The 16,930-nt window shown below is 49.1% G+C and carries 16 protein-coding genes and 1 riboswitch; of the genes, 1 reads left to right on the forward strand and 15 read right to left on the reverse strand.

Annotation, left to right across the window (positions count from 1 at the left end):
• Positions 1 to 32 precede the first annotated feature (32 nt).
• The gene (locus tag DWZ76_RS05585) at positions 33 to 920 is read left to right on the forward strand and encodes an RluA family pseudouridine synthase (protein ID WP_118472120.1); all 888 of its coding nucleotides are present in this window, start codon (positions 33 to 35) and stop codon (positions 918 to 920) included.
• Here the strand turns inward: DWZ76_RS05585 and DWZ76_RS05590 are convergent.
• The 15 genes from DWZ76_RS05590 to rpsB all read right to left on the reverse strand — a co-directional run bounded on the left by DWZ76_RS05590 (position 917) and on the right by rpsB (position 16,582).
• Positions 917 to 2,308, reverse strand: coding sequence for an RsmF rRNA methyltransferase first C-terminal domain-containing protein (locus DWZ76_RS05590; protein ID WP_182431272.1), 1,392 nt, complete (start codon positions 2,306 to 2,308; stop codon positions 917 to 919). The two genes, DWZ76_RS05585 and DWZ76_RS05590, sit on opposite strands and share 4 nt — an antisense overlap.
• A 189-nt stretch (positions 2,309 to 2,497) precedes the next feature.
• A complete protein-coding gene (locus tag DWZ76_RS05595) occupies positions 2,498 to 2,725 on the reverse strand; it encodes a hypothetical protein (protein WP_118472121.1) in 228 nt (75 codons plus the stop codon).
• A gap of 538 nt (positions 2,726 to 3,263) precedes the next feature.
• On the reverse strand, positions 3,264 to 3,920 hold the full coding sequence (locus DWZ76_RS05600) for a DUF6465 family protein (protein WP_118472122.1): 657 nt from the start codon (positions 3,918 to 3,920) through the stop codon (positions 3,264 to 3,266).
• Positions 3,921 to 4,275: 355 nt separating this feature from the next.
• Positions 4,276 to 5,595 (reverse strand): sodium-dependent transporter, encoded by a 1,320-nt coding sequence (locus DWZ76_RS05605; RefSeq protein ID WP_117796330.1) that lies wholly within the window; start codon positions 5,593 to 5,595, stop codon positions 4,276 to 4,278.
• Positions 5,596 to 5,844: 249 nt separating this feature from the next.
• The gene (gene trpS / locus DWZ76_RS05610) at positions 5,845 to 6,918 is read right to left on the reverse strand and encodes a tryptophan--tRNA ligase (RefSeq protein ID WP_118472123.1); all 1,074 of its coding nucleotides are present in this window, start codon (positions 6,916 to 6,918) and stop codon (positions 5,845 to 5,847) included.
• A gap of 391 nt (positions 6,919 to 7,309) precedes the next feature.
• Positions 7,310 to 8,377, reverse strand: coding sequence for an ABC transporter substrate-binding protein (locus DWZ76_RS05615; RefSeq protein WP_118472137.1), 1,068 nt, complete (start codon positions 8,375 to 8,377; stop codon positions 7,310 to 7,312).
• 236 nt (positions 8,378 to 8,613) lie between these two features.
• A complete protein-coding gene (locus tag DWZ76_RS05620; protein WP_118472138.1) occupies positions 8,614 to 9,354 on the reverse strand; it encodes an ABC transporter permease in 741 nt (246 codons plus the stop codon).
• A 35-nt stretch (positions 9,355 to 9,389) separates the two neighbouring features.
• Positions 9,390 to 10,142, reverse strand: coding sequence for an ABC transporter ATP-binding protein (locus DWZ76_RS05625; RefSeq protein WP_118472124.1), 753 nt, complete (start codon positions 10,140 to 10,142; stop codon positions 9,390 to 9,392).
• Between the two features lie 2 nt (positions 10,143 to 10,144).
• Entirely contained in the window at positions 10,145 to 10,807 is a 663-nt protein-coding gene (gene tenA / locus DWZ76_RS05630; protein WP_118472125.1) for a thiaminase II, read from the reverse strand.
• A complete protein-coding gene (gene thiD, locus DWZ76_RS05635; RefSeq protein ID WP_118472126.1) occupies positions 10,804 to 11,613 on the reverse strand; it encodes a bifunctional hydroxymethylpyrimidine kinase/phosphomethylpyrimidine kinase in 810 nt (269 codons plus the stop codon). Before thiD ends, tenA begins: the two co-directional genes overlap by 4 nt.
• Before the next feature lie 182 nt (positions 11,614 to 11,795).
• Entirely contained in the window at positions 11,796 to 12,431 is a 636-nt protein-coding gene (gene thiE / locus DWZ76_RS05640; protein WP_118472127.1) for a thiamine phosphate synthase, read from the reverse strand.
• Between the two features lie 54 nt (positions 12,432 to 12,485).
• Positions 12,486 to 13,307, reverse strand: coding sequence for a hydroxyethylthiazole kinase (thiM, locus tag DWZ76_RS05645; RefSeq protein ID WP_117796325.1), 822 nt, complete (start codon positions 13,305 to 13,307; stop codon positions 12,486 to 12,488).
• Positions 13,300 to 13,836: an energy coupling factor transporter S component ThiW gene (gene thiW / locus DWZ76_RS05650; RefSeq protein ID WP_117796324.1), complete on the reverse strand. Its 537-nt coding sequence runs from the start codon at positions 13,834 to 13,836 to the stop codon at positions 13,300 to 13,302. The genes thiM and thiW overlap by 8 nt, the downstream gene beginning before the upstream one ends.
• Before the next feature lie 393 nt (positions 13,837 to 14,229).
• Positions 14,230 to 14,336: riboswitch (TPP riboswitch) on the reverse strand.
• 457 nt (positions 14,337 to 14,793) lie between these two features.
• On the reverse strand, positions 14,794 to 15,726 hold the full coding sequence (gene tsf, locus DWZ76_RS05655; protein WP_117796323.1) for a translation elongation factor Ts: 933 nt from the start codon (positions 15,724 to 15,726) through the stop codon (positions 14,794 to 14,796).
• 124 nt (positions 15,727 to 15,850) lie between these two features.
• A complete protein-coding gene (gene rpsB, locus DWZ76_RS05660; protein WP_022359217.1) occupies positions 15,851 to 16,582 on the reverse strand; it encodes a 30S ribosomal protein S2 in 732 nt (243 codons plus the stop codon).
• Positions 16,583 to 16,930 lie beyond the last annotated feature (348 nt).

Here is a 16,930-nt window from a genome sequence, read left to right on the forward strand (position 1 = left end):
TAACCCATTTTCACCCCAAAGAGGTTCCCTAAATGAAACGGACATTATCATACACTATTACAAATAAAAACAAAGCTGACACCATCGGCGCCTTCCTCCGCGATGCCGGATATTCCCGCCGCATCCTCATCGAGCTCAAACAGAACCCTGAGCAGATCTGCCTGAATGGGACTCCATCCTGGCTGAACACACCGCTTCAGATCGGAGACACCCTGACACTCTTTCTCCCGGACGAACCCGTTTCCTCAGATATTCTTCCGGTCAATCTTCCGATCGATATAGTATATGAAGACGAAGATCTCATAATACTCAACAAAGCCGCCGGAATGCCTGTCCACCCATCCCAGGGACACCATGAAAATACGCTGGCAAACGCCCTCGCGTACCGTTTTGCCTCGCGGGGCGAACATTTCGTGTTCCGTGCCGTGAACCGCTTAGACCGCGACACCACCGGTCTTCTGCTGATCGCCAAACATAAAATAAGCGGCGCATTTCTCTCCGCCATGACTGCAAAAAAAGAGATACGCCGCGAATATCTCGCGATTGTTGCCGGTAAACCAGAAAAATCCGGCACCATCGATCTGCCGATCGCCCGAAAAGATAGTTCCACCATCGAACGCTGCATCGATATGAATCATGGGGAACACGCCGTCACCCATTACCGGTGTCTCGATTACCGGGACGATCTCGGCTGCTCCCTCGTCCGGCTTCGCCTGGAAACGGGGCGCACCCACCAGATCCGGGTCCACATGAAAGCCATCGGGCACCCGCTTTTAGGGGATTTTCTATACAACCCGGATTACCGCTTCATCGAACGGCAGGCGCTTCACTCCTATACGGTGGCATTCCGGCATCCGATCACAGGGGAAGCAATGGAGTTTACGGCTCCGATGCCGGAGGATTTTTCCTTCTTCTATTAATACTGCTTCCGCAGTCCCTTCGGATAATGGTTTTTCAGCGTCCCGCCGCTCTTCTTGCCCCATCCGAGCGAATACCCGTCCACACTCACAAGGCACCAGCCTTTTCCGGCGTCTTCCTCAGAAAGCTGGATCGTCTCGCCGCGCAGGTATGCCGCCGTCTCTGGCGCGTCGGCAGACAGGTTCACGTTCTGTTTTACCTCCGATGGATGCAGGGCAAGTGCCAGCGCGTGGGACGGCTCAAAACGATTTTTCTTAAATTCTCCCATCTGAAGCCCCGGGCGAAGCACCCGCAGCCCCTTAAAATCGACCATCTCCTCCGGCGTCCGGTAAAGCTGATCGCCAAACATCGTCATCGTACTGTCCGCTGTCCATTTCTTCAGCTCAATAAATATCTCTTTGCAGAAATCCTCATAGACTGCCAGAAGCTTCTTGTCCTTCATCGAAGCCGGATATTTACGCTTCACGCTCTCCGGCTCGCCCGTTTTTCGAAGAAGTGCCGCATAATGGCCTTCTCCCTCGGTCCGGTGCGGCCAGATACGGACCGTTTTCTCGATTCCATCCGTCACACCCGCCCCCCAGGCTGGAACGCCGTGCGAAAGTCCCGGATAGTCCGGCGTTTCCTCTAGCGCAAACTCTGGATGTGCCTCTAAGAAACGTCCGATCGCCTGCTCGTCCTCCTCCGGCGCAAAAGTACAGGTGGAGTACACCAGCCGTCCGCCCGGTTTCAGCATCATCGCCGCATTTTCAAGAATCTCCTGCTGCCGCCCAGCACAGCGACGCACATTCTCCGGGCTCCATTCCGTGACCGCCGTCTCATCCTTGCGGAACATTCCCTCGCCGGAACACGGTGCATCCACGATGATCCCATCAAAAAATGCCGGAAAATACTTCGTCAGCCGCCCGGAATCTTCATTTGTCACAACCGCATTCCGGATTCCCATGCGCTCGATATTCTGCGAGAGAATCTTTGCACGCGCCGGATGGATCTCATTGCTCACCAGAAGACCTTCTCCTTTAAGTCTCGCCGCCGCCTGCGTCGATTTTCCTCCCGGTGCCGCACACAGATCCAGAATCATTTCCCCCGGCTGCGGGTTTAAAAGCGAAGCCGCAATCATCGCGCTCGGCTCCTGAATATAGTAAACGCCCGCATCGTGGTACGGATGACGCCCCGGACGATCCTCCGCCCCATAAGCGAATCCCTCCGCCGCCCACGCAACCGGATTCAGAGAAAATGGAGCCGTCTTAGCAAATTCCGCCGGATCCGTTTTCAGTCCGTTCACGCGCAGTCCCTGTGAGCGCTCCTTGTCGTAACTGGCGATAAACGCATCGTACTCCCTGCCGAGCATCTGTTTCATTCGTTCAGTAAATGCTGCTGGTAAATTTATCATGGTTTTGTATTATCCTTCTTAATCAAACATATAATTCATCTTTCCTAAATAATAATACTATTACATAAACAGCAATTCCGTCAACTATTTCTGCCTCTTCTTTCCAGTATCTTTTCCGCCCCATTTTCCCACACTATCCTCATGATTCGATGGATATTTACGTTCGTTCTCCTCCCATTTTTTAGTTTCTCACTCACACGCGGATGCAATCTGTTTTCTTCCAATTTTTCCAGTATCAGCATCGCACTGCACCGACGCGGAGAATTTTTTCTCTGGTGCCTGCTCTGCGGCGGCTTTTTCTACTCCCAACTCTCCCTGTACCGCCCCCGCCAGGCAAAATGCTGCCTGCTTCTCCTCACTGCCGCTGCCCTGCTGCCCTATACCCCGGAGCACCTCCCAGTCTGTGCTATCCTTCACACGCTTCTGGCACTGGCGGCTGCACTGTTATTTCTTTATAATCTGTTTTATTTAAGCTTGCAGCTCTATCTTTCGTCCCCAGCTCCTGCCCGTTATTCCCAAACACCCTCCAATACTGCCTTTTTCAGCAAATTGACTCACTCTCTGGATTCTCCTGCTGCCCGTGGGCGCCTCTGCCTCCTGCTTCTCTGGACTTCTTGTGTTTTCTGTCTGGACAGCTGGATTTTATCGGGAATCATCAACAGTGCCATGGAAATTTGCCTGACCTTAACCGCTGGAGTACTGTTCTGGCTGTTTTTTCCTTCACTACGCCTGGCATCGAATCATCCGCATTCCCTGTTGTAATTCTTGCAAAGCGTTTTTAAAACATCTCCCTATCAACAAAAAAAGCCAGTTCTATATCTCTCTTAATACACCAAAGATATAAAAACTGGCTTTTTACCATTCTTAGATTTTTATACCTGCTCCCTCATTTTAAGCAGATATGGTATGTAAACTTCCCGTCATACAGAGCCGGAAACTTCACCGAACGCCCACCTTAGTACACAATCTTGTACTCGCTGGAACCTTCTCCATTTACCACATAGTAAACGGCACGCTCTTCCGGTTTAACATACAGGGTCAGAGTCTCAATCTCGTCCTCTTTATGTCCCAGAGCTGCATATGCTTTCTTTGCTTCTGCCTCCAGCTTCTCGATAGAAATCTCAGCACCTGCGTACTGTACGTATGCAACTGTCTTTACTTCCTTTTTCTCAGCTGTCTTCTTTGCTGCAGTGGTTGTCTTTGTGGTTGTCTTTGTAGTTCTCTTTGCAGTTGTTTTCTTTACGGTCACATCTGTCTCCTTTTTCCCTGCGGCTGCTGCCATCTCTTTCTTCTCTGCGAGGGCGGTCTCCTTCTTCTGTACCGGCGCTACGGCTGTCTCTTTCTTCTCTACGTGTGCCAGTGCAGTTTCCTTTTTCGGAACGGATGCTACTGCCGTCTCTTTTTTCTCCACGGCTGCCACAGCTGTTTCCTTCTTTGCTACTTCCGCTACCGCTGTCTCTTTCTTTGCGACTGCTGCCACTGCCGTTTCTTTCTTCGCTACTTCAGCTACGGCTGTCTCTTTTTTCTCCACAACAGACGGAACCTTTTTCTCTTCCGTTGAAACAGATTTCTTTGCCGCTGTCTTGGCTAATGTTTTCTTTCTCTGAACCATATATCTCATCCTCCTTCTCTGCTTTCTCCGCAACGTCTTCCGGCTTGTGATTCTGTGCTCACTCACACGGCGCAGCTTTTCCGCCTGCGGCAATGCCTCATATCCGATTCATTCCCGACAGTCGAAGTAGGGACACCGCCTAATCACATCCTTGTCATTCTGCGGTATCCCCATAATTTAATTGTCTTATATTCAAGTTTCCCCAAGTTGTCTGTCCATTCAGATTATCACACAAATGGTCTTTTTCCGCCCTTGATCCACCGTCAAGCACATCCTATCCCTATTTCCATGACCTTGTCTGAACTTTAACAAATTATACGGCAATTTCCTGTTTTTGTCAACAAAACCGCTCTTCCTACCGAATCGCCAAGTACAAATTATAAAATCCAGTTACACTGACGATTCCCACCATAATCGGCGTCAGGAATCGGATGCAGAACACCCAGAGTTTTCCCAGACGGAATTTCGTACCGTCCGCCTCGATCTCCGCAAGTAGATACTCCGGTTTCCATTTCCAGCCTACATAGTAGCACATCGTGAGTCCACCGAGCGGCATCAGAATATTATCCGTTACCAGTCCGGCGAAATCAAAGACCGACTGATTCAGGATTGTGACATCACTCAGGACGCCGAAGGACAGCGCACTCGGAATGCCAAGCAGCGTGATCGCCGTACCAATCACAAGCGCCGCATGCTTGCGTTCCCAGCCCAGCGAATCAATCGCAAAAGAGGCACAGACTTCCAGAAGTGCGATCGCACTCGTAACGGCTGCGAAAAAAACCAGCGCAAAAAACAGGATTGCAAAGAAAGTTCCCCCCGCAATATTCGCAAATACCATCGGCAGTGTGCCGAAAATCAGTCCCGGTCCCTGTCCCGGCTCCAGACCGAAGGCAAATACTGCCGGAAAGATCGCGATACCCGCGAGAACCGCAATCACGGTGTCCAGACCACCGACGATCATACAGCTTTTTGGAATATTTTCCTTTCCACTCAGATAGCTTCCGTAGGTGATCGTGATACCCATACAGAGACTCAGGGAATAAAACACCTGTCCCAGTGCCGCGCTGACAGAAGAAAGCGTGAACGCCGAAAAATCCGGCTGGAAGATAAATAACAGTCCTTTCGAAGCTCCCGGAAGCGTCACGCTTCTGAAAATGATGACAAATAACAGAACCAGAAGCATCGGCATCATCAATTTGCTCGCTTTCTCAATGCCATTGATGCCAAAATAGCAGACAGCTATAGTCGCTGCCATAAATACAATATGCCAGATCACCGGCTCGCTGCTGCCGATAAAGGCGTTAAAATCCGGCGCTGCCGCCGTCGTCACATAGCTGGCAATATACTTTAAAATCCAGCCGCCGATGACGCTGTAATAACTCAAAATAATAAACGCCGCCAGTACGCCGAATATACCGACAATCCGTGCGTGCGGATGAATGTCCGCATACGCCTGCACCGGATCATGCCGCGTCTTCCGTCCCAGGGACATTTCCGTGATCATAACCGGAAGTCCGAGAACGACGATAAAAAACAGATACGCAACCAGAAATGGAAATCCACCGTTCTTTCCCATCAGATATGGAAATTTCCACAGATTTCCCAATCCAATCGCCGCCCCAGCCGTCGCCATAATAAAGCCCAGCTTACTCGCCCATTGTTTGTTTTTACTCATGTGTAGCCCTCTTAGTATTCTTTCATTTCATATTTGATATAGCCTTGCGTTATAACGCAATACAGATTATTATATCGAATTTTAGGGACTATGTAAACCGTTTTTAAGTGGGAATCACGCAAAAAAGTCTGTCCCCCGACACCTTTCCCATGCCAAAAGACAGACTTTTCTCTATTTCTTAATTCAATTCATTTCCGGCAGCACACTCCCGGCATTTCAGAAAGCCGCGCTGAATTTCCACTTTTTCTCTTAGTCCTCGATCGTATCGATCAGACTGTCATCATCAAAGTAATTGATCCGCATTGAAGCCTTCACATCGCGAAGCGTCTCAGCAGCCTTCGCCTCTGCTGCCTTGCTTCCCTCTTTCAGGATGTCAAATACATCCGGGATTCTCTTCTCCCATTCCTGGCGTCTCGCACGGATCGGAGACAATTCAGCCTGCATAACGTTATTTAAGAATTTCTTCACCTTCACATCGCCCAGACCGCCTCTCTGGTAATGTGCTTTCAGCTCGTCCAGGTTCTGGTAATCCGGCAGGAACTCTGCAAAATACTCCGGACGGCAGAATGCATCCAGATAGATGAAGACCGGATTGCCCTCGACTTTACCCGGATCCTCGACACGCAGGTGATTTGGATCTGTAAACATGGACATGATCTTCTTCTTCACATCTGCTTCCGAATCAGAGAGGTAGATGCAGTTTCCAAGCGATTTGCTCATCTTTGCCTTTCCATCGATACCCGGCAGACGCAGACACGCCTTGTTGGACGGAAGCAGGATCTCCGGTTCCGTCAGGGTCTCGCCGTACACGCTGTTGAATTTATGGACGATCTCCTTGCACTGCTCTAACATCGGCATCTGATCCTCTCCAACCGGAACGGTCGTCGCGCGGAATGCAGTGATATCCGCCGCCTGGCTAATCGGATAAGTAAAGAATCCAACCGGGATGCTTGCCTCAAAATTACGCATCTGAATCTCTGCTTTTACGGTAGGATTTCGCTGTACACGGGATACCGTAACCAGGTTCATATAGTAAAAAGTAAGCTCTGTCAGCTCCGGCACCATCGACTGGATAAAGATGGTGGATTTCTCCGGGTCAATTCCACAAGCCAGATAGTCCAGGGCAACCTGCAGAATATTTTTACGCACCTTTTCCGGATGATCTGCGTTATCTGTCAGCGCCTGTGCATCGGCAATCATAATATAGATCTCATCGAACTTGCCGGAGTTCTGAAGTCTCACTCTCTCGCTCAGAGAGCCAACATAATGTCCGACATGTAAGCGCCCGGTAGGACGATCGCCGGTTAAAATAATTTTCTTCATCTATTTGTTTCCCCTTCCATTCTGGTGTTTTTTCTTTAATGGATTTTTGCGCGTGACTGTTAAGGTACTGAACAGTTACGAAAATATTATATATCCTGGCTGGCAGACTGTCAACATTCTGAGACTCCATCTTCCCCAGTAACGCCCTGTTGTTTACTGTACACGCATACGTGCCCAGTAACGGAATTTGCCGTGGCTTCGCATTTAAATACGGCAAATTCCTGCTGCCACCACGTTTTCTCACGGCACTTTCGGTTCCAAAAGTGCCTACCCGTGAACAGTAACTCTGTTACCATTCTTGTCTTGCATATATATGTTAAACACCAGAATTTCCAGTTCCGGAAATTTACTTGCTCTGCACAAACAGCCAGTCTCTGACTGCTTCTGGCTCTTACTCCTGCAGGTTTACCATCACATCCGAAACATCCACTTTCTTATCGATCAGCCCGCTCTCGCTCATCCAGTCGATGTTTTCCTGCCAGCACTCTTCGGTCTGGGTCAAAAACGGAACCTCATCGCTCTCCATGAGCGGCAGAAGTGTCTCACAGGACTTTTCCTCCACGCTCTGGGTCAGAGGGAAGTTTTCCTCATTCTGATTATTCATCAGGATTGCCAGGCAGCCATTCGGATCGTTCTTAAAGTCTTCAAAGCCCTTCTTCGATGCGCGTAAGAATCCTTCCAGAACTTCCGGCTCCTGCTGGATCATTTCGTTGTTGGCAAGGAATACTTCCTCATAATAATTCGGGATTCCATATCCATCTGCCATGAAGTAGTTGACATCAAAGCCCTCTTCCTCCATCTGCGGAACCTCATGGTTGACAAGGCATCCGATCGTCGCATCCACATTGCCGGTCGTCATAGAACTCATCAGTTCAAATCCGACATCGATCAGGTTTACATCCGATGCATCCGCTCCCACATATTCCATCATGCTCTTGACAACCGCCTCGCTGAGTGCTGTTCCGCCGTAACCAACGGTCTTTCCAACCAGATTTTCCGGTCCTGTGATATTCTTATCCTTTAAAGAAAGAACGACACTTAACGGGGACTGCACGATCGCACCGATGGATTTGATCTTCGTTCCCTGATTGGCAACCGCCTGGATCACATCCTGCTGATAGTACATGCCGATCCCCGCCTTTCCAGCCGCTACCAGTGATAACGCATCGTTCGCATTGGCCGGAAAACGCACTTTCACATCCAGTCCTTCTTCCGCATAATAACCGCGCTCGATCGCCGTATAAATAAAAGTATGGATCGCATTCGGATACCAGTCAAGAACCACATTGATCTCCTTAAGATCCTGACTTTTTCCATCTTCCGAGGTCTGTTTCGCATCCGTGCCCTCTGCCTGAGCAGCTGTCTCACTCTTTTCGCTGGCCGTTCCACATCCGCCAAGTGTCATCATTCCCATCACTGCTGCCATCACTGCGGCAGCCATTCTCATTCGTTTTTTCATCTCATATCCTTTCAGTTTTACAAATTTCCGTCTATATTTCCCTATCACTTATCTGTTTTCCAGTTTTTTTTGCATATGACTTGCTGGATTCACATACCAATCTCAAAGATCTGCACTTCTTCACGAGTAGCTTTTTTGTGAATACACTTTTTTCGGTCTGCAGCACACATTTCAAAAATACAGACTTTTCAATATCCGCACACATACTTCAAAATTTCATCCTATATCACAATTTCCTACTCATTCCTCCAGAAAATCATCCGCTTTTCAAGCAGCGAGACAACCCACGTTGCCGCCATCGCCACTACCGATAAGAGCAGAATCGGTGCAAATACACCAGCTCCATCTAACTGGGTCATCATTCTCCGGCTGAAATATCCGAGTCCGCTTTGAGCGCCCAGCCATTCTCCAATCGCCGCTCCGATGATCGACAGCGGTACCGCCATCTTGATCGCTGAAAAAAAGTACGGAAGCGTCGCCGGAATCTTTAATTTCAAAAAGATCTGACGTTTATCCGCTCCAAATGTAAACAAAAGTTCTTCCATTTCCGTCTTCACCGACCGGAACCCGTCAAATACCGTGATCGTGATCGGGAAAAACGTAATTAGTACCGTTACCAGCACCTTGCTCCAGATCGTGTAGCCAAACCAGAGGACAAACAGCGGTGCCAGCGCCGTCGTCGGGATTGTCTGCGAGGCGATGATCAGCGGATACAGCGCCTTTCTTGCCGTCTCACTGGCATCCATCAGCACAGCCAGTCCCACGCCCAGCACGATCGAGATCAAAAGTCCAATCACGACTACCGACATCGTCGCCGGCAGATGTGCCGTAAATAATGGACCCCGAAGTTCCCACAGCCGTACAACCACCTGAACCGGAGACGGGAGAATATAGGCCGCATCAATCCCCATAGCCGCTGCCTGCCATGTAAACAGAAGCACCGCCACCAGAATCAGGGCTGGAAGATTCGCATTCATCCGGCTTCCCATTTTATTTATTTTTTTCTGTTCCATCACGCCTTCTCCTTCTTAAGCATTCCGATCAGTTCTTCCTTTAAGGACAGAATCTCCGGTCTGCGAAGCTCTTCCCGGGATCGCGGATATCCCGCCGGGACCTCGATGGAGCGCAGATGTGTGATCGGTGACTGTTCCACCACGAGAATCCGGCTGGACAGAAACACCGCTTCTTCCACATCATGCGTGATGAAAAGAACCGTCTTTTTCTCCTTCTCCCACTGTTCCAGAAGCCACTCCCGCATAGACAGTCTTGTCAGATAATCCAGGGCTGAAAACGGCTCATCCAAAAGCAGAAGGTCTGAACCCGTCAGAACCGTTCTCGCAAAGGCGGCTCTCTGGCGCATACCGCCGGAAAGCTCTTTCGGAGTCTTATCTCCCCAGTCTGCAAGTCCAACCGATTGAAGCGCATCATCCGCTTTTTTCTGCATCTGTTCCTTCGAATATCCGCCCTGAATCTCCATCGGAAGCATCAGATTCTCCCGCACGGTGCGCCATGGAAACAGCAGATCCTGCTGCGGCATATATCCGCAGTAATTTTTCTTCGTTTCGATCGATTCCCCATCCACCCGGATCACACCGGAAGCCGGGGTAAGAAGCTTATTTACCAGCCGGAAGATCGTACTTTTTCCACAGCCGGAAGCGCCGATGATGGACACAAACTCCCCATCCTGGACTTCAAACGACAGATGGTCAATGATCGAAAAATTCTCTACCGCATATTGGAAACGCACGTTGTCAAATGTAAGCATATTTACCGCCTCATTTCCCACGCCATATCCCAGAATGCCGCTTCATAGCGGGAGCAGGCCACAAAAATATCCACCAGATGTTTCTTTTGTTTCTCAGACAGATCCTCTGCCAGATGGTTCATCCACTCTACAAGGACTTCATTTTCCTTGTGGTAAGACTCGGAAGCGTATCCCCGGATCCACTCCCCATAAAATGGATGTTTGTCGGCATCCGGTCTGTCTGCTGCGATTTTCTTCGCAATCCATTCATAGCTGAGGGCGCAGGACAATATCGCTGCTGCCGCCTCCGGCGCGCCCCCCTCATAAGCGATGCGAAGCATATAAGAAGTATAAGAAAGGTTATCCAGAGCGACCGGCGTCTGTTCCGCCTCTTCTCTGGTTATCCCCAAACGTTCCATGTAAGCACGGTGAATATCCATCTCCCCATCCAGAATCGAGTGGGTATATCCGGCAAACAGGCGCATAAATGCGAGATCCGTTGATTTTGCCGCCCCGATGGAAAACACCTTTGTGTAATCAATCAGATACAGATAATCCTGTATCATATAATATTTGAATTTATCATGATCCAGACTGCCGTCCGCAATGCCTTTTACGAACGGTTTTTCATTGTAACCAGCCCAGATCTCCTTTGTGGCTTCCAAAAGCCTCTCTGTCATTGTCATACGCGTTCCTCCGCAAATCCTTTTCCCCGGAAATCAAATCCATGATCCATCGGACCGGATCCTTTGCCGAGATCCAGCATCGCTCCCAGTGCGCCGGAAATATATGCTTTGGCACGCTCCACCGCGGTGTCGAGATCATAGCCCTTCGCCAGATTGGATGCAATCGCGCTGGACAGGGTACAGCCCGTCCCATGGGTGTTGGAATTGTGGATGCGTTTTCCGTTAAACCAACGGTATCCGCCGTCCCGGTATAAAAGATCGTTGGCATCATTTAACTGATGTCCGCCCTTGCAGAGAACCTCACAATGGTACGTTTCACTGATCCATTTTGCTGCCGCAATCATATCGTCGGCAGACTTAATTTTCATTCCCGATAAGACCTCTGCCTCCGGAATGTTCGGTGTCAGAACCGCCGCTAATGGAAAAAGCGATTCTTTCAAGGTGTCGATAGCGTCGTCGCCGATTAACTTTGCTCCGCTCGTCGCCACCATAACCGGGTCCACAACAATGTTTTCTGCCTGGTACTCACAAAGCTTCTTCGCAATCGACTTGATCAGTCCGGTTGAAGAAACCATACCGATCTTTACCGCATCCGGACGAATATCCGTAAATACGCTGTCAATCTGCTGTTCCAGAAATTCCGGGGTTACCTCAAAAATCCCCTGGACGCCGGTTGTGTTCTGGGCCGTCAGCGCCGTGATCGCACTCATTCCATATACTCCATTGGCGATCATCGTCTTTAAATCGGCCTGGATACCGGCGCCTCCGCTGCAATCACTTCCAGCGATTGTTAATGCTGTCTTCATAATTAACTCCTTTCAGGCATCAATAACTTTTATAAGGCGACACAAGGTGGTGCCCCCAATGTGCCGCCATAAAAAACTTTTTGCAAAGTTTCTTACCATTTTTTAATGAAGCTTTTTTCACAAGCTTTTTCTCATAAACTTTTTCATGCCATTTTTTTGACAAAATGACAACGTTTTCATCTTTACAGAACCTTTTTTACAGCTTCCTTCAGTTCCTCTGCTGCCTTTTCAATATCATCGGCCGCAAACAAGGCGCTGACCACTGCAATGCCGTCCACACCTGTTCCTTTTAACAGTTCCAGATGTTCTTTATTCAGTCCGCCGATCGCAACAACCGGAATATCGACTGCCTGACAGATCTTGGCAAGCATCCCCGGCGTCACGGCATCGGCGTCCTTTTTGGTTCCCGTCGGATAGATGGCTCCGACTCCCAGATAATCCGCCCCATGCTTTTTCGCAAGAAGCGCCTGTTCTACATTTTTGCAGGAAACGCCGATGATCTTATCTGGTCCCAGCTTTTCCCGGACCTTTCCCGCTTCCATATCGCTCTGTCCCACATGGACGCCGTCCGCATCCACCGCCAGGGCAATCTCCACGTTGTCATTGATCACAAACGGAACCTGATACTTTCTGCAAAGCATTTTAAGCTTCTTTGCCTCCTCCAGAAACTCCGCCTCGTCAAGCTCCTTTTCTCTCAGCTGGACAAACGTCGCCCCGCCCTTCAAAGCTTTCTCAACCTGACTCTCCAGAGTTTCCCCCTTCAGCCATGCGCGGTCTGTCACCGCGTAAAGCAGCATATCTTCCGGTCTGCAGTTCATCTGCATTTCCTCCTTCTCTCAGCTGTTCTTATAAAAACGGACACTAAAGCTCTATTATCTTACTTCAAATTTTGCTCCAGCCTCCAGCGCTTCTCCGTTCATGCGATAAATAGCATCAATGATATAATTCCGATAAGTCGCATTGCCGTCCAGTTCACTTAAACGGGCGTATGCCGTCTCCCCGGCCAGTCCCATCGCGCAGACTGCCGCAGCAGCTGCCTCAAGCGGCTGTTCCTGGTTGGCTGTCACAAAGGCCGCCGTCAGAGCCGAGAGCTGACAGCCGGTTCCCGTGATGGAAGACATCTCCGGACGACCGTTGTAAATGCAGTATGCCTTCTCCGCATCCGCCACAATGTCGATCGCACCGGTAATCGCAACGACCGCGTTCATCTTTCCAGCAAATGCCTTCGCAAAAGCTGCCGCCTCGTCCAGGTTTTCCTTCGTCACCCGGTCTGCCAGATCGGCATCCACACCCTTCGTCGTTCCATTTCCAAGTGCCAGTGTCTTGATCTCCGAAATGTTCCCGCGGATCACGGTAAACCTGACTTCCTTTAAAAGCTGATTGGCGGTCTCTGTTCTGAGTTTCGACGCACCGGCGCCTACCGGGTCTAAAACTACCGGATGACCCAGCTCATTTGCCCGCTTTCCGGCAAGCAGCATGGATTCGATGGTCCGGCTGTTTAATGTGCCGATATTGATATTCAGTCCGCCGCAGATGGTCTGGATATCCGAAACTTCGTCCTTATCATCCGCCATGATCGGGGACGCGCCGCATGCGAGTACCACGTTGGCACAGTCATTGACAGTCACGTAGTTCGTGATGTTATGGATTAACGGACATTTTTCTCTTACATTATCAAATATTTCTTTAAACATGTGCTGGCTTCTCCTCTCTCAGTGCTTCCTGCATTCCTGCTAAAATATTGGCTTTCTTTAAACTTAAAATCAGAACCGCGCTTATGATCGCGCCTCCCGCGGTCGAGATCAAAAACGGAACCACATAGGCATAGACAGCCAGTCCCGCCGCGCTCTTTCCCATCAGGAAAACCGCCACCGGATATGCCGCAAATCCGCCCAGAATGGACGTTCCAAGCACCTCACCGATCAAAGTTGCAAACACACTCTGCGTTTTCTTGTAAACCAGTCCGCAGATCAGGGCGCCAAACATACTGCCCGGAAATGCCATCAGACTTCCAAGTCCTAACAGATTTCGGATCAGCGCCGCTGCAAAGGCCGCTCCCAGTCCATAGCCCGGTCCCAGAAGAACGGCACACAGGATATTTACCATATGCTGTACCGGGGAACACTTACTTCCGAACACCGGAACGGAAAATAAACTTCCTACGACGGCAACGGCACAGAATACAGCCGCAATCGCCAGTTTTTTCGTGTTTGTCTTATTCATTTTTCTTCTCCTTCTTTGAAAATTTGCAACTGTTCTGTTTCTTTGATATTCTTGAACAGTTACGAACAATTTACGTTTTCTGCATGAAATTCGGTCGATACTCTCTGGTATCCTCTCACGCCGGAACACGGCTTCCCATCGCTGCCTACAAAGCCCAGGGCGCTCCCCCTCAGCTCGCCGCACACATGCGGAATACGTTCCCCCTTTCAAAGAATTTAATTTTAAAAGAATGTGCCCTGGCACATTCCCGCGCCGAGCGCGGTTGCTTGCGACATGATTCCCTTCCGCCGCAGTGCGATCCCGCCCGGTAGGGCTTTTTATATAACAGGAAATTTCAACGGATTTTCCTGTTATATGAAAAAACAGGAGATACCCCTGCGGATATCTCCTGTAAAAATTCATCTCATGACTTCCTACGACGGCATTATCCGCATCAGGTTAAAGGGTCGAAGTTCGATTACTTCCTCTCAGCCCGCCAACGAGCTCCCCTGTTTTTATCAAATTTGCAATGTTTCCCTGCTGAACCATCGCCAGACTTATTATAGCGCATCTGGCGGAATTTTCAAGTATGACTTTCTGGTACACTTTTATCCCCTATCCTTTCACGATCAAGGTCAGCGTAAGCGCCCGCCAGATTCCGGTGAGTCCCATAATGCCACCCAAAAGAATCGCTAATGGGATCCTGAGACCGGTAAATGTAATGCTGAGCAGACTGCAAAGGCGCGTCTGCAATCAGCTGAGGCGTTCCATTCGTGTTATTACACAAATCCCCCAAAACCTCTACACAACTCACTACACACTTTTTTACACAATTCGCATAAGAAGATATAATAAATTGCAACAAGTTATATAAAAAAGTATCAAAAAACAGTACACAAAAAAGTGCTGAAACCCTACATAAATACTGGGTTTCAGCACTTTCTAATAAGTTATATGAAGTTACAACAAGTAGTTCGCTTACTGTGCCATCTGCTTTGCAACTTCCTCTGCAAAGTTCTCTTCCTTCTTTTCGATACCTTCACCAGTCTCGAAACGAACGAACTTCTTAACAGTGATCTTCGCGCCATTCTCTTTAGCAACCTGAGCTACATACTGAGCTACGCTCTGCTTGCCATCCTCAGCCTTAACATATACCTGATCCAGAAGACAGATCTCTTTGAGCTCTTTCTTGATACGACCCATAACCATGCCGCTGATGATCTTGTCGTTTGCGTCCGGCTTCTCGTTCTTAGCTGCTACAGTCAGGATCTCTTTCTCTTTTGCGATGTAATCTGCATCTACTTCGCTGTCGTTGGTGTACAGCGGTTTCAGAGCTGCAGCCTGCATAGCTACGTTCTTAGCCATCTCTTTGATTGCATCGTTTACAACGTCAGTTTCAACGTCTACCAGAACGCCGATCTTGCCGCCTGCATGGATGTAGGAAGCAACGAAACCGTTCTCCTCAGCTAACTGAGCAAAACGACGGATCTTCATGTTCTCGCCGATGATGGAGATCTGGGAAGACAGAGCCTCTGCAACTGTCAGGGACGGATCCTTTGCCCATTTTTCAGCCAGGAATGCGTCAATATCTGCTGCGCTTGTGTTCAGCGCCTGCTCAGCAACATCAGATACATAGTTCTGGAACTTCTCGTTCTTAGCTACGAAGTCTGTCTCTGCGTTTACTTCTACTACAACTGCCTTCTTTTCATCAGCGGTAACCTTAGTCATAACGATACCCTCTGCTGCAATACGGCCAGCTTTCTTAGTAGCGCCTGCAAGTCCTTTTTCTCTCAGGAACTCAACAGCTTTGTCCATGTCGCCATCTGTAGCTGCAAGAGCTTTCTTACAGTCCATCATACCAGCGCCTGTCATTTCACGTAACTCTTTTACCATTGCGGCTGTAACTGCCATCTTAAATCCCTCCGTGTATATAAATTCAGGTACACGTTCGTATACCCGCGCGGAGCACGCTTTTATGCGGAAAACCGCGGCGTGCTCCTGGTCTTTTGGTTTCAGTTTTTAATTTTGGGGTTAATTAAGCCTCTGTAGCCTCTGCTTCGCCCTCTGCTGCAGCTGCCTCAGCCTCGCCCTGCTTAGCTTCGATAACAGCGTCTGCCATTCTGGAAACGATCAGTTTTACGGCACGGATAGCATCATCGTTACCCGGGATTACATAATCCAGCTCTTCCGGATCACAGTTGGTATCGATGATACCGATCAGCGGAATACCCAGAGTATGAGCCTCCTGTACGCAGATTCTTTCCTTCTTCGGATCTACTACGAAGATAGCATCCGGGATCTTCTTCATATCTTTGATACCGCCCAGGTTCTTCTCCAGCTTCTCCCACTCTTTTTTCAGCTCGATAACTTCTTTCTTCGGCAGAACGTCGAAAGTTCCGTCCTCAGACATAGCCTCGATCTGTTTTAATCTAGCGATACGGCTCTGGATGGTCTTGAAGTTTGTCAGCATACCGCCTAACCATCTCTCGTTTACATAGAACATACCACATCTCTCAGCCTCGGTCTTGATAGCGTCCTGAGCCTGCTTCTTTGTACCAACGAACAGGATTGTGCCGCCGTCTGCTGCGATATCGGATACTGCCTTGTAAGCCTCATCTACTTTACCTACAGATTTCTGAAGGTCGATGATGTGGATACCATTTCTCTCGGTGTAGATGTACGGAGCCATTTTCGGGTTCCATCTTCTGGTCTGGTGTCCAAAATGTACACCTGCTTCAAGTAACTGCTTCATTGAAATAACGCTCATGTTTCTTTCCTCCAATTTTGGTTTTTCTTCCGCCGTCTTCTCATGCTTTCCGCGGGGACTCATAATGAGCACCGTCCTGCGCAAATCCGACCGGCGTGAATTTTCAGCCTTTATACTATATCACAGGCAAGGTATACATGCAAGTGGAAATTAAAAAAATCACGCATTTTCCTTCATTTTTCTTCGTTTCTTGAATTTCTTCCAGCAAGCATATACGGAATGATAGTAAACGCTCCATACCAAGTACCCTATAAGCTAAAAGCCGCTTCCGCGGCGCTACTTCATTGCTTTTTCAGTTTTCTGACAACGTCCGGCAACTTTTTCGACCATGGAAGCAGGTCATCTAAG

It is taken from the genome of Clostridium sp. AF35-15 (assembly GCF_003477745.1).
Classification (GTDB): domain Bacteria; phylum Bacillota; class Clostridia; order Lachnospirales; family Lachnospiraceae; genus Otoolea; species Otoolea fessa.